Here is a 25377-nt window from a genome sequence, read left to right on the forward strand (position 1 = left end):
CGGTGACGTTGCGATCTGCATCGCACGATTTTTGCCGAGCGCTGTCGGTTGATGCAAGGCGTGCTTGCGCGCTGTCGAGGCGCGTAATCGCTGTCTTGCTCCGGGCTGCGCACTCAGTGCAGCGGACGCTGCTCGCATAGTTGGCGATAGAGCTTTTCGAACAGACGCGTGGTCAACGCCGCGTCCTCACGTACCGCACGGCACTGCGCGGCCCAGGCCAGGCGCAAGCGCAGTTCGTCGTCGGCCACCACCTGACGGACGGCTTCGGCCAATCCGGCCCAGTCGCCAGGCGGCACCGCCAGTGCACAGATCGGCGCCCACTCGACCAGATGCCCCACGGCAGTGCCCACGGTCGGAACACCCGTGACCGCTGCTTCCAGCAGCACCAGCGGCCCGGCTTCGTGCAGAGAGGAAAGCACCAGCAGATCGGCCGATTGCATGATCGGGCGCAACTCACGCTGGGTCTTGAACCCGAGAAAGCGCACCTGCTCGCTCAGCCCAAGCTGTTGCACCAGGCGCTGCATGGCGCCATCCAGGGTATCGACGCCGACCACGTCCAGGCTAAAGGCAACATCGGCGCGTTTGAGCGCCGCCATGGCCTGCAGCAAGGTGGTCTGGTCCTTGACCGGATTGAGACTGGCCACGTGCAGCAACCGTGCGACCTCGCCGGTGCGCGCGCGCGGCGCGGACGCAGGCCAGGCCCGCAGATCCACCCCCAGGGGCACCCGCTGCGCACGGATGCCGAGTGCTGTTAGCGAATCGACGATCGGCGCACTGGCGGCCGTGACGCAATCGGCCAGGCGCAGGATCACCGCTTCGCGCAGACGGCCACGCAAACGGCGCCGGCCACCGTAGCCGATGGCATGCAATGCGACCAGCTCGCCACCGGCGATATGCACCACGCTTGGGCGTCGTAACAGCTTGGCAGCGGCCACCGCGATCAAGCTGCAGTGGCCGGAAAAGATCGCCTGGATGAGGTCGAACGGTGCGCGCCGATGCTCCTTACGAATGGCATTGATTGCACGCAACCTAGTGCGTTGCGCGCCGATGTTATGGATGGTGGCGCCGCGCAATGTCCAGGTGCCGGGCATCGGCTCCTGATGCAGCACAAAGACATGCACCTGGTGACTGCGCGCCAGCCATTCGATCAGGGTCAGGAACACCGGGATCACACGAACTTCGCCGCTGCGGTCCACGCCACCCGGTACCACCAAGGCCAGTTTCATGCGGTTCGTCCAGGCACGGCGGCCAGCAATTGGTTGTAAGCGCTTGCCCAGCGTTGTCCCACTGCGGCAAAGGACAGCCGCGCATCGAAATGCGCGCGCACCTGCGCGCGATTGGGGCGCTGGCGCGAGACACGTAGCAGTACTTCCGCCAGGGCCGAGGCATCGCCCACCGGCCACAACTCGCCGACCGCACCGGCATCGCTGAGCGCACGGAAAGCCGGAATATCGGTCAACAGCGGCAAGGTGCCGCAGGCGTAGGCCTCCAGTGCGGCATAACCACAACTTTCCGCATGGCTGGCAGAGACGAACAGGTCTGCGGCGCGCAGCAAGGTTTCCACACGCGCATGCGCAAACTTGCCCAGCAGCTGGACACGGTCCGCCAGATGCGCATCTACGCGCAGGCGCTGTTGTACCTGCTCCATCAACGGTGCCTGGTCAAACACGCACCATAGCCGCAGCCCGGGTAACAGGGGCGCCGCCATGGCGATGGCATCGAGCACGCATAGCGGATCCTTGGCAGCGCTCAGATGGCCGACCCACAACACACACGGGTCGCCAGACAGACGTGTCTGCTCGCGTGCCTGCAGGCGATCGCCGGTGAAGAAGCGGCTGCTCGATTCGGGAATCGCAAACAGCTGCGTGCTGGATCGAAACAGCCGCGCGCGTCGAAATGGCTCGGCCAGTTCCAGTGACGTGAACGCGATGCCGGCAGCCGCCGCGTAGCGCGCACGCCAGACGATCCGGCGCCACCAGCGTGGCGGGCGATTGGCATGGTCCTGCAACAGGATGGGAATCTGCGGCAACAGGCGCGCAAGCCGGCGTGCATCACCGGCAAATTCCAGGCCGTGCACATGGATCACGTCGGCGTCGATCTCGCGCAGCATGGCCGCAAGACGGCGTGCACGCAGGGTGCTACCACGTTCGCCCAATGCGACGAAGCGGTAGTCCACACCCTGGCGTGTGAGTCGAGTGTTCAGTGCGCAGGACTGGATCACCGTCACCCGTACCCCTGCGCTGGTCACCGCCTCGGCGATATCGGCCAGCGATGGCCACTGTGCGAAGACCTGTTCCACGCTCCAACCATCGGGCGTCGGCACCAGATTGAGCTGCGCCACATGCAGGCTCATGGCGCAGACAGCCGCTGGCATGCACGCTCTGCAATGCCGGTGGCGCAGTCTTTCGGGCAGCGCATGCCACCCCGAGCGCAGCGCCTGCAGGCCGCAGACCCGCTGTAATCCGGCATCGCCATGAAAACCACGTCACTCACGCGATGCGCCGCAGCCGCAGCACCAAGGCGACCGGTACCTGCAACGCAGCCTGATCGAAGCGAGCGCCGGGGGGAATATCGGCCGGGTCCAGCATCGGTTCGGCGACCGCTTCGATCACCAGGCCCAGCGACGCGCAGGCGGCATGCCAGTCACTGTAGAGATGCTGGGTATGCCGCACTGCGTAATGCTGGCCGTCGGCCTTGAAATCACGCCGCCAGCCCAGTGCATGGCCGATCGGGTGCACATCGCTGCACAGTACGAGACCGCCCACGCGGGTAACCCGATGCAGTTCTTCCAGCGCCGGCCAGAGCTGTTGCAGATGCCCAACCACCAAAGCGCAGACGCTGAGATCGGCGAGTGCATCAGGCAGCGGCAATTGATCGAGACTGCCTTGTTGCAGACTCACGCGTGCCGCTGGCCAATCGTGCATGAGTTCGGCGCCGGCGCGTTGCAGCATCTGCGGCGACAGATCCACGCCGGTGACATGCAACGCGCCACGCCGCAACGCATGCAGCATGTAGCGACCACTGCCGCAGCCGGCATCCAGCACATGTTGGCCCTGCAAGGTGCCGGGCATCAGCGCGAGCATGGCGCGTTCTTCGGCCAGCATCACCGGGTTATGCGCGTGCGGCGGATACGCCTGTGCCCATAACGCATACGCTGCTACCGGTTCGAGTGTCGGTACCGCGTTCACGACACCGCACCATTGGCGGCCATCGTGATGGATGGCGCTTGCGTTGCCTGCGACACGCGCTGCAGGCCCGGTTCCAGTGCCAGCACCGCAGGATCGGCCAAGCTGGCGTCGAGCAGTTTGGGGCGGCCGTCCAGCAGCACTGGCACGGTCTGGATACCTGCGGCGTCGAACCATTCGGCAAAATCCGGGTCGGCGATGCGCGGGGCGCCATCGCGGATCACTGCGCGCAGCGCACTCCGTTGGCAACCGACAACGCTGGCGGCAGGGTCGCCACCGCGATCGCGCACGATCACCAGGTCCGCGGCAGCGCCTGGGGCGATGCATCCGCGCGCTTGCATGCGCAGGATGCGCGCGGATTGCTGCGTGACCATGCCCAGCAGCAGATCCGGTGCGAGCCCGCTGTCGGCGGCAATGCGCAGTTCTTCCAGCAGGTCGCGTGCGCCGCTGATGCGCGAATCGTTTCCCAATGCCAGGCGCCCGGCCATGCACAACCGCCACGGATCCAGCGTGCGGCCCAGCAGCGCCAGATTGCTCGAAGGACACCAGACCACCGCCGCGCCGCGCGCGATCACCCGTTCGATATCGCGCTCGCCCATGCCCACGCCATGGATCAGCACGCTGTTGGACGCCAGGCAACCGAGCCGATCCAGCTCGTCCAGTTCGGCCCCCGCCACCGCATCGGTGCCTTCGGCCAGATGGATCATCCAGGGGTGTTCAGGCGAGGTCGCGGCAAAGCTGCCCTGCACCGGTGGGCCGTAACCGGTCCAGCCCAGCGCGTAGCTCCAGCCGAACTCACGCAGCAAGCCGACCGGAAAATTCGCCGCGTCCAGGGTCGCGTGCCAAGGATCGTGCTGCGCCACGCAGGTGACGCCGGCCAGCAGATTCTTCAACCCGCCGTGACGCAAGCGCACCGTCTTGGGCACGCGCAATGCGGCCGCCACCTCGGGATGCTGAAAATGCGCCTGAAACGCCTCGATCCATTCGTAGCTGTTGGCGAACGGTGCGCCTTGCGGCAGTGGCGGCACGCAATTGACCTGCAGATGGTCATGCGCGTTGATCAGCCCGGGCGCCAACACATGGCCCTGCAAATCCAGCCGCAGGCTACCGGTGCCGAGCGTGCCGCCGAAACGGCCTGCGCGTATTGTCACTGCGGCGCGCGAGGGGCCTGCGAGGGTGATTGCGCGGGTGCCCTGCAAACAGACATCGGCCATTGACATCGGCGTCTCCACTCAGCGCTTGCGCATCACGATCAGGAAGTGGTCGCCCATGTCGCGCAGCAGTGGCAGCCCGCCCAGACGGTCGTCGCACCAGCCCAATTTTGCCGACAGACGCGGATAGCGCTCGCAGAACTCGACCAGATAAGGCGGCGGCAGGAACAGGCTCAAGGCGCGGTAGCTGTCCAGCACGAAGTGCTTGTTGAAGGCGCGATAGAACTCGCGCGGCAGGTGGTACCAGGTCCAGATGGTATGGCCGTTCATGCCCACTGCGGTGACTCCGCGCGCGGCACGCACCGCTGCGCGCTTGAAGCGACCGCGCAATGTGTAATGGCCGATTTCCCACGGGCAGATGCGACCGATCACCGAAAATACCAGGCAGCCATCGGCGCGCAGCAGACGCGCGCACTCCGCAGCCACTGCCGGCAGATCCGGCGCGCAATTGAGCGGGCCGAAGTTGGAGTACATGCCGTCGAAGGTGCCCTCCAGCTGGTCGAGCTGCTGGATGCCCACGTGCGCGGCGGTCAGGCGTGCTTCCAGACCTTGCGTAGCCGCGCGATGGCGGGTGCGTTCGACCATGGCCGGCGACCAGTCGGTGGCCAGCACGCTATAGCCGCGGCGCGCGAACTCGCCGGCATCCAGACCGGTGCCGCACCCCAGATCCACCAATCGCGAGCCGGCCGGCAGCTCGGCCGCAACCGTGTCCCACAGCGTGGTGCGCATGCGCTGGATCAGCGCGTTGTTGCCGCGCGGGCCGTCGTAGTCGGGGGCGACGCTATCGAAGGCACGTTGTGTTTCCAGCAACCGCTCCGGGGCGACCGTGCCGCCACGCGCCGCATGCTCATTGACCATCGACATGCGCAGCCTCCCCCACCAGTGCAGCTATTCTCACGACACTCTCCAGACGCAACACCGCCAACGCGGCACCGCTTGATTGTCTGGTGAGTGCCACGCGCAGCGGCTTTGGTTGCAGCGTGGTGAGCGATCTGCAACCTGAAAGCAGCTACCGCCGCGTTCAGGCGGCAGCGCCCGTGACCGCAACCGTGCGACGTCGCCATGCGTTGCGTAACGCCGCCGCGAGCACGCCCAATCCGGCGCCAGCGAGCAAGCCGACAGCCCAGGCGGTGATCGCATTCGGAAAGGCCTGGCGATCGGGCACATACAGCGGCCACGCCAACGAGGTTTGATAGGTGTAGCGCGTGGTGAGGCGCGCGTTGAGATCGTCACGCTCGGCTTTCAACGCGCGGATGGTGGTGTTGCTGTCGGTCAGCAACACACCCGCCAATACCTGGGCAGGCGTCGCCGCAGTGGCACCCTGCCCGGCCTGCAATTGCCGCTGAAGTTGCGCCTGGGTACTGAGTGCCGCACGCAGGTCTTCATTCAAGCCTCGCAAGCGCGTGCGTGCGAGTTCCAATGCAACCGCATTGGTGTCGCCGTGCAGCATCTGCAGTGCGGTCACGGTGGCCATCGCCAGCTTGCGCGCCTGCCCGGGCGACTCGGCGCGAATGGTCACGCCGATCAGATTCGCGTATGGGTCAGGATCCGGTTTAAGGCTACCGCGATACAGCTGCGCAGCGCGGCTGTTGAGCGGTACACCGGCCTGACGCAGCACTGCATCCTGAAACAGCCGTGTCTTCATGCGATCGATCACGCGTTGGAACGGTTCGACCTTGGGATCGCGTCCGGCCGGCGTTGGACCGATTTCGCCGACCTGGATCCACGCGGTGCCCTCCCACTGCGGCTTGGCCAGCCGGGTGAAAGCGAACGTCAGGCCTAGCACGATCACCAGCCCGGCCAGCGCCCAGCGCCATTCGCGCCGCAGGATGCGCCAGAGGTCGATCAGATAGATGTCGTCGTGTTGATTCATGGTGCACCGGCTCTGGAACGTGGTGAAAAATCAAGCTGCCGCGCACTACGCAGCAACGGGAGGTGCCGCATTGCGGCTGGGCAACAGCACCGTGCAGGCATGCAACACCAGACACAGCGCGATGAAACCGAAGTTGGTCCAGGTGAAGGCCTGTGGCGCGAACGGCGCCATCAGGCAGGCGTAGGCGATGCGCAGGAAGATCAGCACATGGAAGATCGACAGCGAGGCGTTGAGCAAGCGCACGCTCCACAGCAGGCCCGAATACAACGCCAGCAGCGCGGTCAGCGCACCCGGCGCGCCCCAGGCCATCAGAAACGGAAAGAATTCGGTGCCCACGTTGATGTTGGGCGCATCCAGCGGAATGCTGGTGCCGGCGGTGGCGATCGACCCACTGAAGGGCACCAGCTGATTGACCAGAAAACTGGCGTTGACGTAGCCCTTGGCCAGGATCGCGCCGAAGTTGTACGGCCCGGCGCTGATATACAGCAGCAGCCACTGCACGCCCTGCGGCATGGCGCGATAAAACGCACCGAACGGCAAGGTGACTGTCGCCAGCGAGCCGGAACGCAGTGCACCGAGAATCGAAAACACCCCGCCACCGGCCAGCACCAGCAAGCCAATGGTCTTCCACGGCAAGCGGCGCGCAGGATCACGGCGCAGCAGCATCACCAGCACGAAAGAAAATAGCCCAGCGAAGATGCGGTTGCGGTCGATCACCACGATCGGGAACACAAATCCCAGCACCACCATCGCCGCGCGCAGCCCGCGGTGCCGCACGCAAAGCAGCGCGACCGGCGGCAGGATCCAGCACATGTTGGAGATGTGCCGAACGTGCGAACGCAACGGACTCAAGGTCGCATACGAGGATGGATCGCTGAACAACGGAATCGGAAACAGCGCGACATCCACGATGCAGAACAGCGTCACCACGGCCGCCAGCGCCATCACCACAAATGCATCGCGGGTACCGGCATAGCGATAGCTGCGAAAGCGCTGCACCGCAGGCAGTTGGGTGCGCAGCATGGTATCCAGCAGCAAGGTCGCAGCAGCGGCAACGGCCAGCAGCGCAATGCCTTCCAGATAATGGCCGGGCAGCGTATAGGTCAGCAGTGTCAGCGCACAGCTGAGCAGCATCGGCAGTGCGAGATAGGTCGCCGGCCGGCGCAAGAGCGTACTCATGCAGGCTCCACCGCAGAGCGCGCGTGCCTGTGGCACCACCTGGCGGGCAGCGACAACCAGCCATAGGCGAGCAAGTGGCCGATCAGCGCATGCGGCCGGCGTTGCAGAAATGCCACTTTGGCCGCGATGTAGCGCGACTGCGCGCGCAGCAAGCTGCGCTCGGGCTCTTCGAACAGGTCTGCACAACGTAGCGCCACCTGACGCGACTCGCTGAGATTGGCGATACGCGCGGGCACGTTCACGGTCTTGCTGAGGTTGTTGCCATGCAACCGGTAGGCACATACCGGCACGTCGACGAAACCAAGCGCGTTGCGTGCGGCCAGGCGCAGGAAAAAATCCCAGTCTTCGATCCGCAGCGACTCGTCCCAGCCGGTGCGCGCATCGAAGGCACTGCGGCGTAGCAAGGCCACCGCACCACTGACCGCCCACTGCTGGATCACCGCGCGGCGGATGCCGGACTCGGAGCGGTACGCATCGGTATTGACCCGATGCAGATCGCGCATGGCGCTGCCGTGCAGCATCTTCCCCTGCTGGTCGACCACCCGGGCATCGCCAATCACCGCCAGCTTTTGCGGATGTACGCGCAAGTAACGCACCTGCGCATCCAACCCGCCGGCCAACAGATAATCATCGCTCGCGCCAAGCCGCAGGTAGTCACCGCGCGCGCGCAGCACCAGTTCGTTGAGCGTAGCCGCCACACCACGATTGTCGCGTTGCACGAACTGCACCGGCAGCCGGTGTCCATGGATTGCAATCCACTGTGCGATCTTTTCGCCCGTGGCGTCGCTGGAGCCGTCGTCGATGATGACGATCTCCTTGCACGGGTACGGGTCTTCCAACACGCTGTCCAGACACCGTTGCACGAACTGCGCATGGTTGAAGGCCGGAATCAGCACCGAGACCAGCGGCCAGCTCGCGCGTCCACTGGCTTGCATGGGATCGCTCATGGCGTGAGCACCAGATAGCGACGCACCACCACGATGTTGAACAGCAGATACAACACGTAGTTGGCGACAAAAGCGTACATCGCCCCGATCAGCCCGAACTGCGCAGTGAACAGATACACCAGCGCCAGATAACTGGCAGCGAACACGCACTCGGAAATGACGAACAACCGCGTCATCGCCTTGGCCAGCATCACGTACGACAGCACGAACGCTGCGATCTTGACCACGTCGCCCAGCAACTGCGGGCCGTACAGCGGTGCTGCAGCAACAAATCGCGCATCGAACAGCAGCCAGGTGACCCAATCGCGGAGCATGTACACGCCCAGCGCCATCACGATCACGGCCGGCATCACATAACGATACGCCGCCCGCAACTCACGCCCGAGGGCCGCCCGATCCTGCAACGACGCCAACTTGGGCAGGTAATACACGTTGATGGCGGTGACGAAGAACAGCAGATACGCATCCGACACCCGGCTGACCGCCTGCCAGTACCCCACCTGCTGCCATCCGAACTGCAACGCCAGATGGTCGCGCACGAGAATGACCACCAACTGCGGCACCAGCGTGGAGGTCAGCGTCATCGCCGAGAACGCGGCCAGCTTGCGCGTCATCGGTGCGTCGAAGCGCAAGCGCACCATGTCGCGCCGAAAGTACGGACTGTGCCGCAGTGCCGGCACGCCGGCCAACAACCACAGCACCTGGCCCAGCACCAGCGCCAGCAACGCGCCTTGCAACTGCCCCTGACTGGAGAGCCACGCAACCAATGCAACGCTCAATACCGCGCCACTGACCTGCACGAACGCCAGACGGCGAACATCCATAAAGCCGTTGATCACCGCCAGGATGTAATTGACCAGGGCAATGCCCAACTGCGCGATCGCCAGCACGCAGATCAGCGGCCGATACGCCACATCGCCCAGCAGGCGCTCGGCGATGACACCACTGAACAGCAGGGCCAGCACCGCCATCACGCAGGCCGCGCAGAAGGCGTACCACAGCGCTGCGCTGAGCAAACGTGCGAGCGCCGGGGCGTCGTCGCGATACTCGGCCACGTATTTGACGATACCGGCGCTGATCCCGCCGCCCGCCAGTACCGCCATTACCGACATCAGATTGAGGAACTGGCCAAGCCGGCCGACCCCTTGCGGGCCGGCGTACACCGCCACCAGCTTGACCACCACCAGCGCCGCCAGCAGCTTGGCCAGCGTGGCAACGCCGGTGTACGCGCTGCTGCGCACAAGATTCATGCAGCGGTGCCGAACGCTTGGCATGCGGCAATCACATGCGCCACAGACGCGTCGTCCAGTGCGGGGCCCATCGGCAGACTCAGCACTTCCTGGTGCAGGCGCTCGCTCACCGGCAGGCAGGTATCGCCCAGCGTGGTATAGGCCGGCTGCCGATGCGGCGGCACCGGGTAATGGATCTGGGTGTGGATGCCCTGGCGCAGCAAATGCGCCTGCAGGGCATCGCGCTGCGGGCTGCGCACCACGAACAGATGCCAGACATGCCGCTCCGCGGAGACCACCGTGGGCAGCGTGATCAAGGGATGGTCGATGCCTTGCAGATAGCGCTGCGCCACACTGCGTCGCCGCACTATCTCGTCTTCCAGATAGCACAGTTTGACCCGCAGGAAGGCGGCCTGCATTTCGTCCAGCCGGGAGTTCACCCCCTGGCAGATGTGGTGATACTTCATCTCGGACCCATAATTGCGCAGCGCGCGAACGCGCCCGGCCAGCTGCGGATCCGAGGTCACCACCGCACCGCCATCGCCCAGTGCGCCAAGGTTCTTGGTCGGAAAGAAACTAAACGCCGCCGCATCGCCGAAGGCACCGGCACGTCGCCCATGCATGCTTGCGCCATGCGCCTGCGCCGCATCTTCGATCAGCAGCAACCCGTAGCGATGCGCGAGCGTTTGCAATGCGGCCATGTCGGCCAACTGCCCATACAAATGCACTGCCATGATGGCGCGCGTGCGCGGGCCGATCGCCTTTTCAACGCTGGCCGGCTCCATGTTGAAGGTCAGCGGATCCGGCTCAACCGGCACCAGCACCAGATGGTTCTGGCTGATCGCCAGAAAGGTCGCAATGAAGGTGTTGGCCGGCACGATGATTTCATCGCCCTCGCGCAACACGCCCAACTCGCGGTAACCGCGCAGGATCAGCGACAACGCATCCAGGCCGTTGCCTACCCCCACCGCATGCGCAGCACCGCAGTAGCTGGCGAATTCTTCTTCGAACGCGGCCAGTTCCTGTCCGAGCACATACCAGCCGGCGTCGATCACCCGCGCGGCAGCCACTTTCAGTTCATCCGCGTAGCGCGCATTGACTGCACGCAGGTCCAGAAACGGTACATCCATTACAAGGTCCACCGATAGAAATCCTGCACCACGGCACGTGCGCCGAAGCGTTCTTTTTGTTCGACCAGGCCGTCGTTGAGCACCTGCCCGCCCTGCTCGGTGGAGATGCCGAAACTGAAGTAATGGCGCTGCGCATATACCGTGGTGATCAGCTCGGACAGCAGCAGGCTCAGTGCATCCAGCTGGCGGCCGCGCTCGGAAACCGCCAGGTACTGGGTGTGCACGCTGCGACCGAAATCCAGGACCAGCGCTGCAGCCACCAGCTGCCCCTCAGCGCGCGCTTCATGCAGCACGATGTGCTGCGGAAACCGGCGTTGCAGTAGTTCCAGTTCATCCAGCCGATGGGTCGGCGCCACGCCATGCCGCTGCAGCACCTGGGTTAGCAAGGCATGAAACGCATCGAGCCGTGTGCCGCGCAGGATCTGCATCCCTACCTTGCGCGCTTTGACCAGCGAACGTCGACGCTCGGCGCTGAACGCGAAGGGCTCGCGCAGCGCAATCACCGACGACAGGTCGCGCCGGTACAGCTGCGCACCCAGGCGATGCAATGCATACAGGTCTTCTTCGGCCGGGTACGCATGAAACACATGCGGCACCGGCTTGTAAACGATCTCGCGCACATCGCGCGCGCGGTAGTGCGCGGCAATCTGTTCAAACACCTGCAAGGTGGCACCGGCACGCAAGGCAGACGACGACAGCAAGCCCGCATAGGTCAGCCCGGCATGGCTGCTGACGCAATCGCCCTGCACGCTGGCCGGAAACACCGCCACTACCTCGCCACCACGTTCGACCAGCAACGATGCATCCACGAAGCGGTCGGCGTGATAGTCCATGTAGCCACGCCGATGCAAAAGGTTGCCGTTGCGCGAGGTCGTCACCAACGCATCCCACGCCGGCGCATCGCTGGGGGCATACGACCTAACCGAAAACATGACGCCCCTGCAGGTCCGACGGCAGCGCGGCGTCGGCCAGGCCAAAGCCGGCCTGGCCCATGGCATTGCCGTTGTAGAACATGAGCACGCGATCGTGCTGCTGGATCAACGCCGGGTAGCACAAGGTCTGCGCATCCCAGCCATGCTCGGAGAGCTGCAAGCCCAGCCGGGTGTCGTCGCGCTCCCACTGCAAACCATCGTCACTGAAGGCGATCCCGGGGAAGTAGCCACCGTGCGTGTCGCCACGGGTGAAATACATCAGGTAGCGATCGCCCAGGCGATACACGCGCGGGCGGCCGATGCGATATTCATCATCGCGTGGACGCAGGCACACCACGTCATCGATGGGGATGCAGCGTAGGTCGTCGGTCTCCGTGTAACGGATGTGGTAGCGCGGGTACGGTTGGCCGCCAATGGTTTCCCAATCGTCGCCCACCGCGTACCACAGCCGCCAACGGCCATCTTCATAGCGCGCCGAATGCACCGCCGCGATCGTGCTGCGACCGGGGGCACGATCCAGCAATGGCGTGTCCTGCCGGCGCTGAAAGCTCTCTCCACCATCGCGGGAGACCGCAAGCCCGGTGAAAGCCAGGAACTTGGCCTTGGCCACGCGCTGAAAGCCGACATAGAACATGTACAGGCCATCCGGCCCGGCCACGACATCGCCCAGAATCATGCCATTGTCGTCGAAGCAGCCATCGCGACCGATGTCCAGCACCGGCTGCTTGCTGACACCGGCGACCTGGGTCGGTGCATCGGCGCGCACGTCCACATACCCGATCCGGCTCACACCCTGCGCATCGCGAAAACCCGCATACACACGCAACACCTGCGCAGACACGCGGTGCGGCGTCGGCGTCAGCGCGGCATGCTGCATCCAGCCGCCCACGCCATCGCGCGCGACATCGAACACCAGTCCCCGCTTGGTCCAGGCGAACATGCGTCAGAGCTCCACGTCGAAACTGGATCTGCCGGCCACCGCACGCGCCGGCGAGCCCACATACACGCGCTCGGCCTCGGTATCCCGGGTGACCAGCGCGCCGGCGCCGATGACGTTGTCTGCGGCGATGCGCACCTTGTCGCTGAGCGTGGCATTGACGCCGATGAAGCTACCGCGCCCGATCTCGCAATAGCCGGAAATCACCGCGTGCGAGGCGATGAACACGTTGTCCTGCACCACGGTGCGATGACCGATGTGGTTGCCGCTCCACAAAATGCAGTTGTCGCCGACACGGGTGAACGGCTGGATGACATTGCCTTCGAAGATGAAACAGTTGGCACCGATCTGCGCATTGCGCCAGACGAACGCGCGCGTGCTGACATAGCTGGCACAGCGATAACCGCGGCGCAGCATGTCTTGGAAGAAGCGTGTACGCAGGCGGTTGAGCTGCGTGGCCGGAATCGCCACGAAGACCTCGTACTGCCCGGGTGGATAGTGCTGTTCGAGGTCTTCGAAGGCCACCACCGGCAACTCGGCCAGCGTGTGCTGCCGCAGAAAGTCGCGCTCCACACTGAAGGCGACCACGGTGTAATCGCTATCGTGCTGAAAATACTCGCAGGCGATCTGCGCAAACTCGCCGCCCCCGATGATCACCAGTGGCTTATGCACGCTCATGCTTCCAGCCTGCGTGCGTCCAGGCGGCTTTCACCGCGCACTTCGCTGACAAACTCGTCGTAATCCAGAATGTAATCGGCCGGGTCGTAGAACTGGTCGGCCAGCACCATCAACACGCAGTCTGCGCTGAAGCGGTACAGGTCGCGCCACACCATGCGGCCGAGCAGCAGGCCTTGCGAAGGATCGTCCAGCACCACTTCTTCCTGGCCATTGCCGTCGCCTCTGTCCAGCAGGATCGTCACCGAGCCACACAAGGCGACGGCGAGTTGATTGAGCTGTCGGTGCGCGTGCTGGCCACGATGCACGCCATCGCGGGTACCAAACAGGTAATACACCCGCCGTATCTCGAACGGGACGTTGCGTTGCTGCTCCAACGAAATGAGCAGACCGCGATCGTCACCGTGGGTATGCAACTGGATGCGTTCGATGGCCATGATCCGGGGGCGTAACCGCTGACTGCACGTAGTGCGACATGCCTGAGTGCAGCGGGATGCGTGAAAGGTTGCACCAGGTCACGGCACTGCGAACCCATGTACGCGCATGCGCAACAGACGCGGATGCGCACTGATTGCGGCGCAATCCCCGCAAGGCGATGCAACCTTTTACCGGCTTGCCCGCACATATCGGTGCACGTTCACCTGGCCGCAGATCGGCCGGCGTGGGGAGCCAGGCCTGGCAGCGCACGAGGCACTGCCGGAACCAACGATCAGCACCAGAGCACACCGACCAAATGCGTTCATCCCACCAGACACCCGACACCGTCGCCACCGACAGGTCCACAGCGCCGCCGGTTGCGCAGGTCATTCCACTTCCCAAATCGATGCGCGTGCTGCACTGGCTGACGGTGCTGTGCCTGGTCATGGCCGCCACACTGATTTTGCTGCGCGCCGAACTGGAAGGACGCGCATTGCGACAGTGGCTGATGGAAGGCCATCGCCACTTCGGTTTGATGGTGCTCTTTCTCTTCGTCCTGCGCGTGGGCCTGCGCCTCCGGCTGCGCAAGCTGCCGCCCGGCCCGCCGTCGCCGCTGATCATGCGGCTGGCTGCAGGCGCCACCCATTTTGCGCTGTACGGCCTGATGGTCGCGTTGCCGCTGATCGGCTGGTCGTTGAGCAACGCCTATGACAAACCGGTCCACCTGTTTGGATTGACGCTACCGAATCTGGTCGCGCCGGACGAGGACCTGGCCGACACCTTGAGCACCTGGCACTTGAATGCCGCCTGGGTCTTGCTGGCCCTGGTGATCCTGCATATCGGCGCCGCGCTCTGGCATCACCTGGTGCTTGGCGATGGCTTGCTGCATCGCGTGCTACCGAAAAAATCCCGATGAACTCCGCTGAATTTCCAGCCATCCCCCGCTCCCGCAGCCCCGAACCCCGTACCGTCGAACAAGGACTTTCCATGCCTACTTCCCAGCCCGCTCCGCGTCGCGTTGCCGCCACGCGTGCCGCCTCCCTGACGTCCTTGTTGTGCGTGTCCGGCCCGTTGTTGCTGTTGGCCAGCACGCAGGCGCAGGCGATTCCCGCGTTCGCGCGCCAGACCGGCTCGTCGTGCGCGGATTGCCATGTCGGTTCCTATGGCCCCTCGCTCACGCCGTACGGCATGCGCTTCAAACTCGGCGGCTTTACCGATACCGACGGCAACGGCACCAAGATCCCGGTCTCCGGCCAGGTCACCTGGACGCGGCGCAATCCCAGCCGCGGCGACAGCAGCGCACGCGTCAACGAAGGCGATCTGTATCTGGCCGGCCGGGTCAACGACCATATCGGCGGTTACTCCAAGATCCGCTCCAACAACGGCGGCAACGACAACTTCAACACCCAGTTGGACGATGTGGATCTGCGTTTCGTCAGCACGCCGTTCCAGCTGGCCGGCAAGGACGCCATGGTGGGCGTCAGCATCAATAACAACCCCGGCATTTCCGATCCGATCCATGTGCTGCCGAATGCATCGACCCTGAGCCCGGTCTCCAATGCCGGTTCGGCCAGCATGTTGAGTTCGTCGGCGCTGTCCAACCGCGTGATCGGCGCCAGCGTGTACGGTCTGTTCGACCGCAACTGGTACGGCGAAGTCGGCAGCTACAGCGCATTGTCCGCCGATGCTCAGGACCACCTGGGCTGGAACCCCAACAACGACCCGGGCAAGCTCAGCGACACCGGCTACGCCCGCTTTGCCTATATGAAGGACATGAAGCGGCAGTTCTTCTCGGCCGGCCTGACCGCGATGACCAGCCGTCGCCAACGCCTGCGCAGCGGCGGACCCAGCGACGACTTCACCGACCTGGGCTACGACCTGACCTATCAGTTTCTCGGCACCCGCGAGCACGTGCTGTCGCTGGCCTACGTCAACATTTACGAGCGCCGCAAATACGGCAGCCCGCTGCTGCCGATCGATCCGAGCATGTCCCCGCGCGACCGCGGCAGTGTGCGCGACCAGAACATCAGCATGAACTACGCGTTCAAGCAGACCTACGGGGTGCTCGCAGCGCACTTGATCAACAGCGGCTCGTTCGATGGGGCGCGTTATCTGCCCTACGGCATCCCCGACACCACCGCCAATCTGATCCTGCTGTACTGGACCCCGTTCGGTAAGGAAGGCACCTACACCACCAACGCCAACGTGCGTTTCGCGGCCACCTGGTTCCGCTTTGACAAGTTCAACGGCAGCACGACCAATGTGTTCGGTGGCGGTAATCCGATCACCAATCCGCGCGATCTCGACAGCTTCGCGCTATCGGTCAATGTCGCGTTCTGATTCCCCCGCACACGTAAGGACCCCCATGAAGTCACTTCGCAACACCCTGTTGTGCGCCCCGCTGGCCGGCCTGCTGCTGGCCGGCGCACTGGTTTCCCCGAGCGCACGTGCAGGCGACGGAAAAAGCGTTTTCATGACCGAATGCGCCGAATGCCACAGCGCCGCCCAGGGCAAGAACAAGAAAGGCCCGTCCCTGTTCGGGGTGACCGGCCGCCCGGCCGCCAGCCTGGCGGACTACAGCAACTATTCCGATGCGCTCAAGGGCAGCAAGTGGCAATGGACGCCCGACAAGCTCAAGGCCTATCTGTCGCAGTCCTCGTCCAAGGCCTTGCCGGGGACCAAGATGAAGTACGAAGGCCTGGAGGATCAGAAAGAACTCGACGCACTGATCGCCTACCTCAACACACTGCACTGAGGGTTGCCTGGCCGGCGGCATCCGAGGCAACCAGCGCGCAGGAAGGGATCGCGCAAGCCGCATTGCCGGCAGCGACTCCTTCGCGAATATGAACAAAACCGCCGTGCTCGCGGCGGTCTGCCCGATGCAATCAGGCAATATTGCGCCCCGCTCACCGTAGATGCCGATCCGTTGCCCACCGTTTCGCTTGCCAGGACATCCCCCTTCCGAACGCGGCGTCGTTGCACCTGCGGCGGGCAGCTATGGAACATCCCGGGCCTGTCGCTGCGGCGACGCCAGTACGCAGCGGCCAGCGCCTGGCGGCGTTGCATGTGTCAGCACGCCGCCAGGCGCCACGCCGCACTGCGGCACTGCCTGTTGCTGGGCCTGATCGTCAGCCCTGCCGCTGCCATGGCCGAGAATGTCGGCGGCGCGGTGGCGGTGACCTCGCAACTGATCGACCGCGGCATTTCCATCGCGCCCAACAAGGTCACGCTGCAGGCGGCCGGCTACTGGCTGCCTGCGCCCGGCTGGTCGGTCTCGACCTCGCTCGCGCTGCAATCGCCCTCGCTGAGCAAGCCGGTGGCAGTCACCGTCCAGGCCGCACGCGCCTGGATGCTGGGCGACCGCTGGCAGATGCAGGCCAGCCTGCTGTATTACGGCTACCCGACCGACCAGGCCACACGCACCTTCGACCGCCAGGAAGCCAGCCTCTCCTGGTCCTACCGCGACGTACTGACCGTTTCGCTATCGACCTTCAACTTCCCCCGCGCGGACCAGTCGCCGTGGAATGCGGCCTTCGACGCCACCGCCAGTCTCCCGCTTCGCGACGATATCAGCCTGCTGATCGGCGCCGGTTCGTCGCGTTTTCCGGCGATGGCCTACGGCTCCGCCGCGTCCGGCCGCTATCAGTACGGGCAATTGGGTCTGAAGTGGAGCCGCGCACGATGGACGCTGAAGCTGGAACGCATCCTCACCAGCAGCGGCACCCCGCGCATGCAGGGTGGCCCCGGCGAAACAACCTGGTTGGGCACGGCCTCCACCACGTTCTGATCCACCTGCAACCTTTTGCCCGCACCCGGGCACTGACATGCGTCTTCTGCCGTGCCTGCCTCGATGAATGATTCCGATAACCTGGGTGATGCCACCGACCGCATGCTGTTACGGCGCATGGCCGCGGGCGATCGTGCCGCCCTGGCAAGCATGTACACCAGCTACCACGGCCGGCTGTGCCGGTTCCTGTCGCGGCTGACCCGCCGCCCGGACATCATCGAAGAAACCATCAACGACTGCTTCTGGATCGCCTGGCAGAAGGCCGGCGACTTCCGCGGCGATTCGCAGGTGTCGACCTGGATCATGGGCATCGCCTATCGCTGCGGGCTCAAATGCCTGCGCCAGCATGACGGCGAAGCCATCGACGACACCGCCGAGGTCGAAGACCACGCCCCCAGCGCCGACGACAACGACGACCGCGAACTGCGCGACTGGCTCGACAAAGGCATGCAGCGGCTGTCGCCGGACCAGCGCATGGTGATCGAACTGGTCTACGGCGTTGGTCACAAGCTCGAAGAAGTCGCAGAAATCATGCAGTGCCCGATCGGCACCATCAAAGCCCGGCTGTTCCATGCGCGGGTCAAATTACGCAATGTGCTACCCGGCCTGGCCGGCGACGCACCTTATACGGAGACCATGCAATGAAGACGTTTTTCATCGCGCCTGGCAAGGAATGCTCGCACGCCTGGGAACTGATGCCGGCGGTATTGCTGGATAGCGCCAGCGAAGAAGAGAGCGCTTGGCTGATCGCGCACGTGGCCAAATGCGCCTCGTGCAGCGCCGAATTCGCGCAGCAGAACCGCCTGCGGCAGGCGCTGGCACTGCCGTCGGCAGTCAAACTGGACGCCAACGCCGGCCTGCTGCGCCTGCTCGGCCGCCTGGATACGCCCGAACAGCAGACCGCCCCCGCGCCGGTCCCGGCGGCACCCCGCTCCGGCAGCTGGACGGTGCGCGCACTGGCCGCTGCCGCCCTGGTGCAGGCGATCGGCCTGGGCGTCATGGGGGTCAAACTGGCCTCGCCTGCGCCCTCGCACGACTACCATACGCTCAGCAGCGCCACCGCCTGGCCGGTCCCGAACGGCGCCATCCGCGTGGTGCCGGATGCCAAGATGACCGTGGCCGACTGGGACAGCCTGCTGCATGTGCAGCAATTGCAGGTGGTCGGCGGCCCCAACGAAATGGGCGCCTACACCGTGGTGCCTGTCGCACCGCAGCCGCCGGCCCAGCCGCAACAGACCGTGCAGCAACTGCGTGCGAACCCGCGTATCCGCCTGGCCGAGATCGTGTCGGCACCATGAGTCGCTTCTTCGCACTCGGGTTGATCGCCGCCGTCATCGGCATGGGCACCTGTGCCAATGGGCGCGCCCAAAGCGTGCCGCAGGGCGCGACGCAGACTGTCGCCCCCAGCACCGCGCCGGCGCAGGCCGATGCGCATACGCCCGATAGCAGCCGCGATATCCTGCTGGCGGTGGCCAACCCGCTCACCGCACCACCGGCACGCGCCGGCTCCAGCCTGATCGGCTACGCCTCCAGCTACTACGGCGCCGGCCAGAAGGCCGCCGCACGCATGGAAGCCATCAAACAGCGCTACAAGCTGCGCGAAGTCTCCGGCTGGCCGATCACCTCGCTGGGCTTGTATTGCGCCGTGCTGCAGCCGCCACCGGGGGTGTCGCGCGACGCGCTGGTCAGCGCGCTGGCCGACGACGAAGGCGTGGAGCTGGTGCAACCGGTACAGGATTTCTCGGTGTTTTCTGCCGACGCCTCCGAAAAAACCACCTCGCTGTCCGGCTACAACGACCCGTACGTGGACATGCAACGCGGCTTCATCGCCACCGATGCGGCCAGCGCGCAGACCGTCACCCAGGGCCGCGGCGTGGTGGTGGCGGTGGTCGATACCGGCGTGGACACTACTCACCCGGATCTGAAATCGCGCATCCGTGACGTGCACGATCTGGTCGACGACAGCTCGATCACCACCAGCAGCGATTCGCACGGCACCGAAGTGGCCGGCATCATTGCTGCCGGCAGCAACAACCATCAAGGCATCGTCGGCATGGCGCCCAAGGCCATGCTGAGCATCTACAAGGCGTGCTGGTATGCGCCAACTGTCGGTGCCACTGCGCGCTGCAATACCTTCACCCTGGCCAAGGCGCTGGCGGCGATCAACAACAGCTCGGCGCGCGTGATCAATCTGAGCCTGGGTGGCCCGGCCGATCCGCTGCTGAGCAAAATGCTGCTCCATCTGGTGCAGCAGGGCCGCATCGTGGTGGCCGCGATGCCGCCGAATGGGCGCCTGGATGGCTTTCCCAATGACGTCCCCGGCGTGCTGGTGGTCCGCAGCAGCAGCGCGACCGCCGCGATGCCCGGCGTGCTGAGCGCGCCCGGCAAGGACATTCTCACCACTCAGCCGAACGGCCGCTACGACTTCACCTCCGGCTCGTCGATGGCCACCGCCCATGTCAGCGGCATGGCCGCGTTGCTGTTGTCGTTGTCGCCGTCGATGGACGCGACCGCCCTGCGCGAACTGATGCAACGCACCAGCAAGATGTCTGAAGGACAGCTGCAGGTGAACGCCGGCGCAGCAGTCGACGCGCTGACCTCGCACGCCAAACATTCCAACTGACGACACCGGCATGGCCAAGTGGATTCCCTTGTGGCTGCATCAACTCAGCTCGCCGCCGACCTTCTACCGCTTCGCCGGGATCGTGCGCCCGTGGGCGCTAGGCCTGGCCTTGCTGCTCGGCGCGGTGGCCGCTTACGGCGGGCTGGTGTTGGCGCCGCCGGATTATCAGCAGCACGATGCCTACCGCATCATCTTCATCCACGTGCCCAGCGCCTGGATGAGTCTTTTCATCTACGCGGCGATGGGCGTTTCAGCGTTCATTGCGCTGGTGTGGCGGATCAAGCTGGCCGAAGTGGTGACCATGGCCTCGGCGCCGATCGGCGCGGCCTTCACCTTCATCACCTTGTGCACCGGCTCGCTGTGGGGCAAGCCGATGTGGGGCACCTGGTGGACCTGGGACGCGCGGCTCACCTCGGAGTTGCTGCTGCTGTTTCTGTATCTGGGCGTGCTTGGCCTGTATTACGCGGTGGAAGACCGCCGCCAGGCGATGCGTGCGGCCGGCTTGCTCGCGCTGGTGGGGCTGGTCAATCTGCCCATCGTGCATTACTCGGTGGTGTGGTGGAACACGCTGCATCAAGGCTCTACCGTGCGCCTGCTCGGCCCTTCCAAGATGGGCGCGGACATGCTGTGGCCGCTGCTGACGATGATGCTGGCCACCAAGTTCTACTACCTCGCCAGCCTGTTCGGGCGTGTGCGGGTGGAATTGCTGGCACTGGAAAGCGGCAAGGACTGGGTCCGCCGCATCGTGTTGATGGAGCGCACCGCATGAACAGCTTCCTGAGCATGGGCGGCTACGGCCAATACGTGTGGACCGCCTATGCGCTGTTCGTGCTGGTGCTGCTGGCCGACCTCATCTCGCCGTGGGTGCGTCGTCGCCGTCTGCCGCGCGAATTGCGCGGCCAGTTGCAACGCCAGGCGCCGCGTCGCACGCGCGATCAACCGGCACCTGCACTGGAGCGGGACGCGCCATGAATGCCACTCGCAAGCAACGTCTATGGCTGGTGCTCGCAGTGCTGGCTGCCGCGGCACTGGCGGTGACGCTGATCGTGCTCGCCCTACAGCGGAACATGAGCTACCTGTTCACGCCCAGCCAGGTACATGCCGGCGAAGCGGCCAGCTATCAGCAGTTCCGCCTCGGCGGCATGGTCAAGGCCGGCTCGATCCGGCGCGCCAGCGACAGCCTCAAAGTCGACTTCACCGTCATCGACAAGCACGCTGCCACCCAGGTCGAATACACCGGCATTCTTCCGGACCTGTTCCGCGACAACCAATCGGTGATCGCCAACGGGCGCATGCAGGGCGGGCGCTTTGTCGCCAGCGAAGTGCTGGCCAAGCACGACGAAACCTATATGCCGAAGGAACTGAAAGAGGCGATGGCCGAAGGCCATGTCGGCAAGCCGATTCCCGCCGCCGCCGTGCCGCTGCCGGCGCCGCGTTGATGCTGCGCGCACGGCTTTCAATCACTCGATGATATTTCTTCGTTGCACGATGCGATTCGCCTATGACGCCTGAACTCGGCCAGATCGCACTGATCCTGGCATTACTGCTGTCGCTGGCGCAGGGCGTGTTGCCACTGGTCGGCGCCTGGCGCGGCAATGCCGCGTTGATGGGCATCGCGCGGCCTGCGGCGGTCGGTCAAGCGGTATTCGTGTGGATGGCGTTCGGCCTGCTCGCCTGGTCGCTGCTGTCGCTGGATTTTTCGGTGGCCTATGTCGCTGCCAACGCCAATATCGCCCTGCCCTGGTATTACCGCTTCGCCGCGGTGTGGGGCGCGCACGAAGGCTCGTTGCTGCTGTGGATCGCCATTCTTGCGACCTGGACGGTGTTGCTGGCCGCTTTCAGCCGGCATCTGCCGCAGCAGTTCGCCGCGCGCGTGCTGGCGGTGCTGGGGCTGGTGTCGGTGGGCTTTCTGGCCTTCATCCTGCTGACCTCCAATCCGTTCGGGCGGCTGTCGCCGATTCCGCTGGACGGCAACGAACTCAATCCGGTGCTGCAGGATCCGGGCATGACCTTCCACCCGCCGGTGCTGTACACCGGCTACGTCGGCTTCTCGGTCGCATTCGCGTTTGCGGTGGCGGCGTTGCTGGGCGGCGAACTGGAACAGGCCTGGGTGCGCTGGGCACGGCCGTGGACCAACGTGGCCTGGGCCTGCCTCACCGCCGGCATCGTCGCCGGCAGCTGGTGGGCGTACGCGGAATTGGGCTGGGGTGGCTGGTGGTTCTGGGACCCTGTGGAAAACGCCAGCTTCATGCCATGGCTGGTCGGCACCGCCTTGATCCACACCCAGGCGGTCACCGAAAAACGCGGCAGCCTGCGTGCGTGGACGATCTTGCTGTCGATCCTGGCGTTCTCGCTGTCGTTGCTGGGCACCTTCCTGGTGCGCTCGGGCGTGCTCACCTCGGTGCATGCGTTCGCCGCCGACCCGCGACGCGGGCTGTACATCCTCATTTTCCTGGTGGCCGTGGTGGGCGGCTCGTTGCTGCTGTACGCCTTGCGCGCACCGAAGATCGCCAGCGGCAAACCGTTCGCCGCCGCCTCGCGCGAGACGGGCATTTTGATCGGCAATCTGCTGCTCACCGTGGCCGCCGCGATGGTGTTGCTGGGCACCTTGTTCCCGCTGATTGCGGACGCGTTTGGCCTGGGCAAGGTCTCGGTCGGGCCGCCCTACTTTGGCTTGCTGTTCCCGTTGCTGATGCTGCCAGTGGTGCTGTTGCTCCCCTTTGGCCCCTACCTGCGCTGGGGCAAGGCCGAGCCGGCGCCACTGAAGGAACTCGGCACGCGCGCCGGTATCGCGGCGATTGCGTGCGCCTTGGTCGGCAGCCTGTTTGCCGATGGTCAACTCAGGGCGCTTGCCGGGATCGGCGTCGCCGCCTGGGTGGCCGCCGGCACCGCGTTGTACATGCACAAGCGCTGGCGCGAAATGCCGCGCGGCCGGCGTTTTCCCGCTGAAATGGCCGGCATGTTGCTTGCGCATGCGGGTGTGGCGGTGTTCGTTGCCGGCGTGCTGGTCTCTGAAAGCCTGTCGGTCGAACGCGACGTGCGGCTGGCCCCAGGCGAGAGCGCAGAGATCGCCGGCTACGCTTTCCGCTTCGATGGCGTGCAACTGATCGATGGGCCGAACTGGAAGGCCGAACAAGGCAGCGTGCAGGTCAGTCGCGATGGCAAGGTGGTTGCGCTGCTGCATCCGCAAAAACGCCTGTACAGCAGCGAGCGCATCCAGACCGAATCGGCGATCGACCCCGGCATCAGCCGCGATCTCTATGTCGCACTGGGAGAGCCGTTGGACGACCAGCACATCGAATACGACTGGACCTTGCGGCTGTACTACAAGCCCTTTATCCGCTGGATCTGGGCCGGCGGCCTGCTGATGATGCTGGGCGGCTTTGTCAGCGCCTGCGCACGCCGTTTTCGTGCGCCTGCCGTCGCGGGCAAGGCGGCCACATCGCCGGCACACGACACCCTCGTCAGCGCGCAGGAATCCCACGCATGAACCGTCTGCTGCCCTTGCTGGGCTTTTTGTTGCTGGCGGCGCTGTTCGGTTTCGGCATCTACTGGACGATGCAGCACAACCCGCGCGATGTGCCATCGCCGTTGATCGGCAAGCCGGCGCCGGCGTTTTCGCTGCCGCGGCTGGACCAGCCCGAACAACGTGTCAGCCGCGATCAGCTGTTGGGCAAGCCCTACGTACTCAACGTGTTCGGCAGCTGGTGCGCCGAATGCGTGCACGAACATCCGGTGTTGATGGCGCAGGCCAGCCGGCTCGGTGTGCCGCTGATCGGCTACAACTACAAGGACGCGCCCGCCGATGCCACGGCGTGGCTTGCGCAATACGGCAACCCGTATGCCGTGGTGATAGCGGACGAGGCTGGCCAGACCGCGATCGATTTCGGCGTCTACGGCGCACCGGAAACGTTTCTCATCGATGCGCAAGGCGTGATCCGTTACAAACACATCGGCGTGCTCACACCCGATGTCATCAACGACGCACTGCTGCCTGCCATCGCCGCGCTGCCCAAGGGCGCGCAGTGATGCCGGCTTGTCTCTCGCGGTGCTGGCACTGGCGTTTGCAAGGCCGGCAACTGCGTCTGCTACTGGTGCTGCTGCTTGGCGTGCTGCTTGCACCACCGCTGGCGGCGCAGGCAGTGGACCCGCTGCCGTTCAAGAACCGCAGCGAGGAAACGCGTTATCAGCGGCTGACCGCACAACTGCGCTGCCTGGTATGCCAGAACGAGAACCTGGCCGACTCCAATGCCGAACTGGCGCGCGATCTGCGTCATCAGGTCTTCGCACAGATTCAGGCCGGCCACAGCGATGCGCAGATCAAGCAGTACATGGTCGAGCGCTATTCGGACTTCGTGCTATACGACCCGCCGGTCAAGCGCGGCACCTGGCTGCTGTGGTTCGGCCCGCTGTTGATGCTGGGCGCGGGGGCAGGCGTGGTGCTGCACACCGTGCGCAAACGTGCGCGTGCCGGCACTCCGGTCGCGCCGCAAGCCGAGGAAGAGTGGTGATGAAGGGTTTTTACTGCATAAGTGCGGCGCTGCTGGTGATCGCACTGCTGTTGTTGCTGGTGCCGCTGTTGCGCCGGCCAACGCGCAATCGCGGCACACGCTATGCGCTGCCGATTGTGCTGGTGCTCGGTTTGCCGATCGCCACCGCCGGCCTGTACCACCTGGTCGGCACGCCCGACGCGATCACAACGCGCGTCTACGCTGCGCCAGCGCAACAGACAGTGCAGGCGACACCGGATGCGCCTGCTGCAGCCAGCGCGCAACCACAGGTCATTGATCCGGCCGAGCAGGCACAACGGCAGGCGCTGGATTCCTGGATGCAGCAGGCCAAGGCGCACGAGCAGGAAAACCGCGCTGCCGACGCACGCAACGCCTATGCGCAAGCGCTCAATCTCGCCCCCGACAACAGCGCTGCCATCGTCGGCTGGATCGCGGCAGACATGGGCACGCGCAGCGATTTTGCCATCGACGCCGCATCGCGCGCGCGCCTGCAACAGGTGATCGCACGCGAGCCGGACCATCAACGCGCCCTGTGGCTGCTCGGCATCAGCGACTTCCAGCAGCAGGACTACCGCGCTGCCACCGAACACTGGCGCCACCTGCATGGCTTGCTGGACAACGGTTCCGCGATGCAACGGGCGGTGGCCGAAAAAATCGCCGTGGCCGAATCGCTGGCAAGCGCGCGCCAGTCCAGCCGCGCAGCGCCCTGATCGCAGCCGCAGGCTGGGTCGGCGTTCAACG

At 65.0% G+C, this 25377-nt stretch carries 28 protein-coding genes; 14 read left to right on the forward strand and 14 right to left on the reverse strand.

What is annotated here, in order from left to right; translation table 11 throughout:
• Positions 1-113 precede the first annotated feature (113 nt).
• The 14 genes from GGR61_RS18630 to GGR61_RS18695 all read right to left on the reverse strand — a co-directional run bounded on the left by GGR61_RS18630 (position 114) and on the right by GGR61_RS18695 (position 13735).
• A complete protein-coding gene (locus GGR61_RS18630; protein ID WP_184623235.1) occupies positions 114-1226 on the reverse strand; it encodes a glycosyltransferase family 4 protein in 1113 nt (370 codons plus the stop codon).
• On the reverse strand, positions 1223-2353 hold the full coding sequence (locus tag GGR61_RS18635; RefSeq protein ID WP_184623237.1) for a glycosyltransferase family 4 protein: 1131 nt from the start codon (positions 2351-2353) through the stop codon (positions 1223-1225). The genes GGR61_RS18630 and GGR61_RS18635 overlap by 4 nt, the downstream gene beginning before the upstream one ends.
• Before the next feature lie 136 nt (positions 2354-2489).
• Positions 2490-3188: a class I SAM-dependent methyltransferase gene (locus GGR61_RS18640; RefSeq protein WP_184623239.1), complete on the reverse strand. Its 699-nt coding sequence runs from the start codon at positions 3186-3188 to the stop codon at positions 2490-2492.
• A complete protein-coding gene (locus GGR61_RS18645) occupies positions 3185-4405 on the reverse strand; it encodes an amidohydrolase family protein (protein ID WP_184623241.1) in 1221 nt (406 codons plus the stop codon). The genes GGR61_RS18640 and GGR61_RS18645 overlap by 4 nt, the downstream gene beginning before the upstream one ends.
• Before the next feature lie 12 nt (positions 4406-4417).
• The gene (locus tag GGR61_RS18650; RefSeq protein ID WP_184409050.1) at positions 4418-5260 is read right to left on the reverse strand and encodes a class I SAM-dependent methyltransferase; all 843 of its coding nucleotides are present in this window, start codon (positions 5258-5260) and stop codon (positions 4418-4420) included.
• A 157-nt stretch (positions 5261-5417) separates the two neighbouring features.
• A complete protein-coding gene (locus GGR61_RS18655; protein WP_184623242.1) occupies positions 5418-6269 on the reverse strand; it encodes a Wzz/FepE/Etk N-terminal domain-containing protein in 852 nt (283 codons plus the stop codon).
• Between the two features lie 45 nt (positions 6270-6314).
• Positions 6315-7448 (reverse strand): hypothetical protein, encoded by a 1134-nt coding sequence (locus tag GGR61_RS18660; RefSeq protein ID WP_184623244.1) that lies wholly within the window; start codon positions 7446-7448, stop codon positions 6315-6317.
• Positions 7445-8395: a glycosyltransferase gene (locus tag GGR61_RS18665; protein ID WP_184623246.1), complete on the reverse strand. Its 951-nt coding sequence runs from the start codon at positions 8393-8395 to the stop codon at positions 7445-7447. The genes GGR61_RS18660 and GGR61_RS18665 overlap by 4 nt, the downstream gene beginning before the upstream one ends.
• Positions 8392-9645, reverse strand: a complete 1254-nt coding sequence (locus GGR61_RS18670) for an O-antigen translocase (protein ID WP_184623248.1) — start codon at positions 9643-9645, stop codon at positions 8392-8394. Before GGR61_RS18670 ends, GGR61_RS18665 begins: the two co-directional genes overlap by 4 nt.
• Entirely contained in the window at positions 9642-10754 is a 1113-nt protein-coding gene (locus tag GGR61_RS18675; protein WP_184623250.1) for a DegT/DnrJ/EryC1/StrS family aminotransferase, read from the reverse strand. The genes GGR61_RS18670 and GGR61_RS18675 overlap by 4 nt, the downstream gene beginning before the upstream one ends.
• Positions 10754-11686 carry a GNAT family N-acetyltransferase gene (locus GGR61_RS18680; protein WP_184409044.1) on the reverse strand — a complete coding sequence of 311 codons (933 nt, stop codon included), beginning with the start codon at positions 11684-11686 and terminating at the stop codon, positions 10754-10756. The genes GGR61_RS18675 and GGR61_RS18680 overlap by 1 nt, the downstream gene beginning before the upstream one ends.
• A complete protein-coding gene (locus GGR61_RS18685; protein ID WP_184409043.1) occupies positions 11673-12626 on the reverse strand; it encodes a hypothetical protein in 954 nt (317 codons plus the stop codon). The genes GGR61_RS18680 and GGR61_RS18685 overlap by 14 nt, the downstream gene beginning before the upstream one ends.
• 3 nt (positions 12627-12629) lie before the next feature.
• On the reverse strand, positions 12630-13301 hold the full coding sequence (locus tag GGR61_RS18690; RefSeq protein WP_184623252.1) for an acetyltransferase: 672 nt from the start codon (positions 13299-13301) through the stop codon (positions 12630-12632).
• On the reverse strand, positions 13298-13735 hold the full coding sequence (locus GGR61_RS18695; protein ID WP_184409041.1) for an FdtA/QdtA family cupin domain-containing protein: 438 nt from the start codon (positions 13733-13735) through the stop codon (positions 13298-13300). Before GGR61_RS18695 ends, GGR61_RS18690 begins: the two co-directional genes overlap by 4 nt.
• A 386-nt stretch (positions 13736-14121) precedes the next feature.
• Here GGR61_RS18695 and GGR61_RS18700 point away from each other — a divergent pair, with 386 nt between their 5' ends.
• The 14 genes from GGR61_RS18700 to GGR61_RS18765 all read left to right on the forward strand — a co-directional run bounded on the left by GGR61_RS18700 (position 14122) and on the right by GGR61_RS18765 (position 25346).
• Positions 14122-14631, forward strand: a complete 510-nt coding sequence (locus GGR61_RS18700) for a cytochrome b/b6 domain-containing protein (protein ID WP_260288721.1) — start codon at positions 14122-14124, stop codon at positions 14629-14631.
• A gap of 71 nt (positions 14632-14702) precedes the next feature.
• The gene (locus GGR61_RS18705; protein WP_184409039.1) at positions 14703-16055 is read left to right on the forward strand and encodes a cytochrome C; all 1353 of its coding nucleotides are present in this window, start codon (positions 14703-14705) and stop codon (positions 16053-16055) included.
• Between the two features lie 25 nt (positions 16056-16080).
• The gene (locus tag GGR61_RS18710) at positions 16081-16470 is read left to right on the forward strand and encodes a c-type cytochrome (RefSeq protein ID WP_184409038.1); all 390 of its coding nucleotides are present in this window, start codon (positions 16081-16083) and stop codon (positions 16468-16470) included.
• 309 nt (positions 16471-16779) lie between these two features.
• A complete protein-coding gene (locus GGR61_RS18715) occupies positions 16780-17502 on the forward strand; it encodes a hypothetical protein (RefSeq protein WP_184409037.1) in 723 nt (240 codons plus the stop codon).
• Between the two features lie 63 nt (positions 17503-17565).
• Entirely contained in the window at positions 17566-18147 is a 582-nt protein-coding gene (locus tag GGR61_RS18720; protein WP_184409036.1) for a sigma-70 family RNA polymerase sigma factor, read from the forward strand.
• Entirely contained in the window at positions 18144-18800 is a 657-nt protein-coding gene (locus GGR61_RS18725; RefSeq protein WP_184409035.1) for a zf-HC2 domain-containing protein, read from the forward strand. The genes GGR61_RS18720 and GGR61_RS18725 overlap by 4 nt, the downstream gene beginning before the upstream one ends.
• A complete protein-coding gene (locus tag GGR61_RS18730; RefSeq protein ID WP_184623254.1) occupies positions 18797-20125 on the forward strand; it encodes a S8 family serine peptidase in 1329 nt (442 codons plus the stop codon). Before GGR61_RS18725 ends, GGR61_RS18730 begins: the two co-directional genes overlap by 4 nt.
• Before the next feature lie 10 nt (positions 20126-20135).
• Positions 20136-20894 (forward strand): heme ABC transporter permease CcmC, encoded by a 759-nt coding sequence (gene ccmC, locus GGR61_RS18735; protein ID WP_184409033.1) that lies wholly within the window; start codon positions 20136-20138, stop codon positions 20892-20894.
• Positions 20891-21097 (forward strand): heme exporter protein CcmD, encoded by a 207-nt coding sequence (gene ccmD, locus GGR61_RS18740; protein ID WP_184623256.1) that lies wholly within the window; start codon positions 20891-20893, stop codon positions 21095-21097. Before ccmC ends, ccmD begins: the two co-directional genes overlap by 4 nt.
• Positions 21094-21564: a cytochrome c maturation protein CcmE gene (ccmE, locus tag GGR61_RS18745; RefSeq protein WP_184623258.1), complete on the forward strand. Its 471-nt coding sequence runs from the start codon at positions 21094-21096 to the stop codon at positions 21562-21564. The genes ccmD and ccmE overlap by 4 nt, the downstream gene beginning before the upstream one ends.
• A gap of 62 nt (positions 21565-21626) precedes the next feature.
• Entirely contained in the window at positions 21627-23615 is a 1989-nt protein-coding gene (locus GGR61_RS18750) for a heme lyase CcmF/NrfE family subunit (RefSeq protein WP_184623261.1), read from the forward strand.
• A complete protein-coding gene (locus GGR61_RS18755) occupies positions 23612-24154 on the forward strand; it encodes a DsbE family thiol:disulfide interchange protein (protein WP_184409029.1) in 543 nt (180 codons plus the stop codon). The genes GGR61_RS18750 and GGR61_RS18755 overlap by 4 nt, the downstream gene beginning before the upstream one ends.
• Positions 24154-24636, forward strand: coding sequence for a cytochrome c-type biogenesis protein (locus GGR61_RS18760; RefSeq protein WP_184623263.1), 483 nt, complete (start codon positions 24154-24156; stop codon positions 24634-24636). Before GGR61_RS18755 ends, GGR61_RS18760 begins: the two co-directional genes overlap by 1 nt.
• Positions 24630-25346, forward strand: coding sequence for a C-type cytochrome biogenesis protein (locus GGR61_RS18765; protein ID WP_184623265.1), 717 nt, complete (start codon positions 24630-24632; stop codon positions 25344-25346). Before GGR61_RS18760 ends, GGR61_RS18765 begins: the two co-directional genes overlap by 7 nt.
• The last annotated feature ends 31 nt before the right edge of the window (positions 25347-25377 follow it).

Source organism: Xanthomonas sp. 3058, assembly GCF_014199765.1.
GTDB lineage: Bacteria > Pseudomonadota > Gammaproteobacteria > Xanthomonadales > Xanthomonadaceae > Xanthomonas > Xanthomonas campestris_B.

Coding starts and splice junctions, on each gene's coding strand:
- GGR61_RS18755 (WP_184409029.1), top strand. CDS start 23,612: ATGAACCGTCTGCTGCCCTTGCTGGGCTTTTTGTTGCTGGCGGCGCTG.
- GGR61_RS18695 (WP_184409041.1), bottom strand. CDS start 13,735: ATGGCCATCGAACGCATCCAGTTGCATACCCACGGTGACGATCGCGGT.
- GGR61_RS18710 (WP_184409038.1), top strand. CDS start 16,081: ATGAAGTCACTTCGCAACACCCTGTTGTGCGCCCCGCTGGCCGGCCTG.
- ccmC (WP_184409033.1), top strand. CDS start 20,136: ATGGCCAAGTGGATTCCCTTGTGGCTGCATCAACTCAGCTCGCCGCCG.
- GGR61_RS18635 (WP_184623237.1), bottom strand. CDS start 2,353: ATGAGCCTGCATGTGGCGCAGCTCAATCTGGTGCCGACGCCCGATGGT.
- GGR61_RS18750 (WP_184623261.1), top strand. CDS start 21,627: ATGACGCCTGAACTCGGCCAGATCGCACTGATCCTGGCATTACTGCTG.
- GGR61_RS18665 (WP_184623246.1), bottom strand. CDS start 8,395: ATGAGCGATCCCATGCAAGCCAGTGGACGCGCGAGCTGGCCGCTGGTC.
- ccmE (WP_184623258.1), top strand. CDS start 21,094: ATGAATGCCACTCGCAAGCAACGTCTATGGCTGGTGCTCGCAGTGCTG.
- GGR61_RS18685 (WP_184409043.1), bottom strand. CDS start 12,626: ATGTTCGCCTGGACCAAGCGGGGACTGGTGTTCGATGTCGCGCGCGAT.
- GGR61_RS18630 (WP_184623235.1), bottom strand. CDS start 1,226: ATGAAACTGGCCTTGGTGGTACCGGGTGGCGTGGACCGCAGCGGCGAA.
- GGR61_RS18680 (WP_184409044.1), bottom strand. CDS start 11,686: ATGTTTTCGGTTAGGTCGTATGCCCCCAGCGATGCGCCGGCGTGGGAT.
- GGR61_RS18725 (WP_184409035.1), top strand. CDS start 18,144: ATGAAGACGTTTTTCATCGCGCCTGGCAAGGAATGCTCGCACGCCTGG.
- GGR61_RS18690 (WP_184623252.1), bottom strand. CDS start 13,301: ATGAGCGTGCATAAGCCACTGGTGATCATCGGGGGCGGCGAGTTTGCG.
- GGR61_RS18760 (WP_184623263.1), top strand. CDS start 24,154: ATGCCGGCTTGTCTCTCGCGGTGCTGGCACTGGCGTTTGCAAGGCCGG.
- GGR61_RS18720 (WP_184409036.1), top strand. CDS start 17,566: ATGAATGATTCCGATAACCTGGGTGATGCCACCGACCGCATGCTGTTA.
- GGR61_RS18730 (WP_184623254.1), top strand. CDS start 18,797: ATGAGTCGCTTCTTCGCACTCGGGTTGATCGCCGCCGTCATCGGCATG.
- GGR61_RS18650 (WP_184409050.1), bottom strand. CDS start 5,260: ATGTCGATGGTCAATGAGCATGCGGCGCGTGGCGGCACGGTCGCCCCG.
- GGR61_RS18645 (WP_184623241.1), bottom strand. CDS start 4,405: ATGTCAATGGCCGATGTCTGTTTGCAGGGCACCCGCGCAATCACCCTC.
- GGR61_RS18715 (WP_184409037.1), top strand. CDS start 16,780: ATGTGTCAGCACGCCGCCAGGCGCCACGCCGCACTGCGGCACTGCCTG.
- GGR61_RS18670 (WP_184623248.1), bottom strand. CDS start 9,645: ATGAATCTTGTGCGCAGCAGCGCGTACACCGGCGTTGCCACGCTGGCC.
- GGR61_RS18655 (WP_184623242.1), bottom strand. CDS start 6,269: ATGAATCAACACGACGACATCTATCTGATCGACCTCTGGCGCATCCTG.
- ccmD (WP_184623256.1), top strand. CDS start 20,891: ATGAACAGCTTCCTGAGCATGGGCGGCTACGGCCAATACGTGTGGACC.
- GGR61_RS18705 (WP_184409039.1), top strand. CDS start 14,703: ATGCCTACTTCCCAGCCCGCTCCGCGTCGCGTTGCCGCCACGCGTGCC.
- GGR61_RS18660 (WP_184623244.1), bottom strand. CDS start 7,448: ATGAGTACGCTCTTGCGCCGGCCGGCGACCTATCTCGCACTGCCGATG.
- GGR61_RS18675 (WP_184623250.1), bottom strand. CDS start 10,754: ATGGATGTACCGTTTCTGGACCTGCGTGCAGTCAATGCGCGCTACGCG.
- GGR61_RS18700 (WP_260288721.1), top strand. CDS start 14,122: ATGCGCGTGCTGCACTGGCTGACGGTGCTGTGCCTGGTCATGGCCGCC.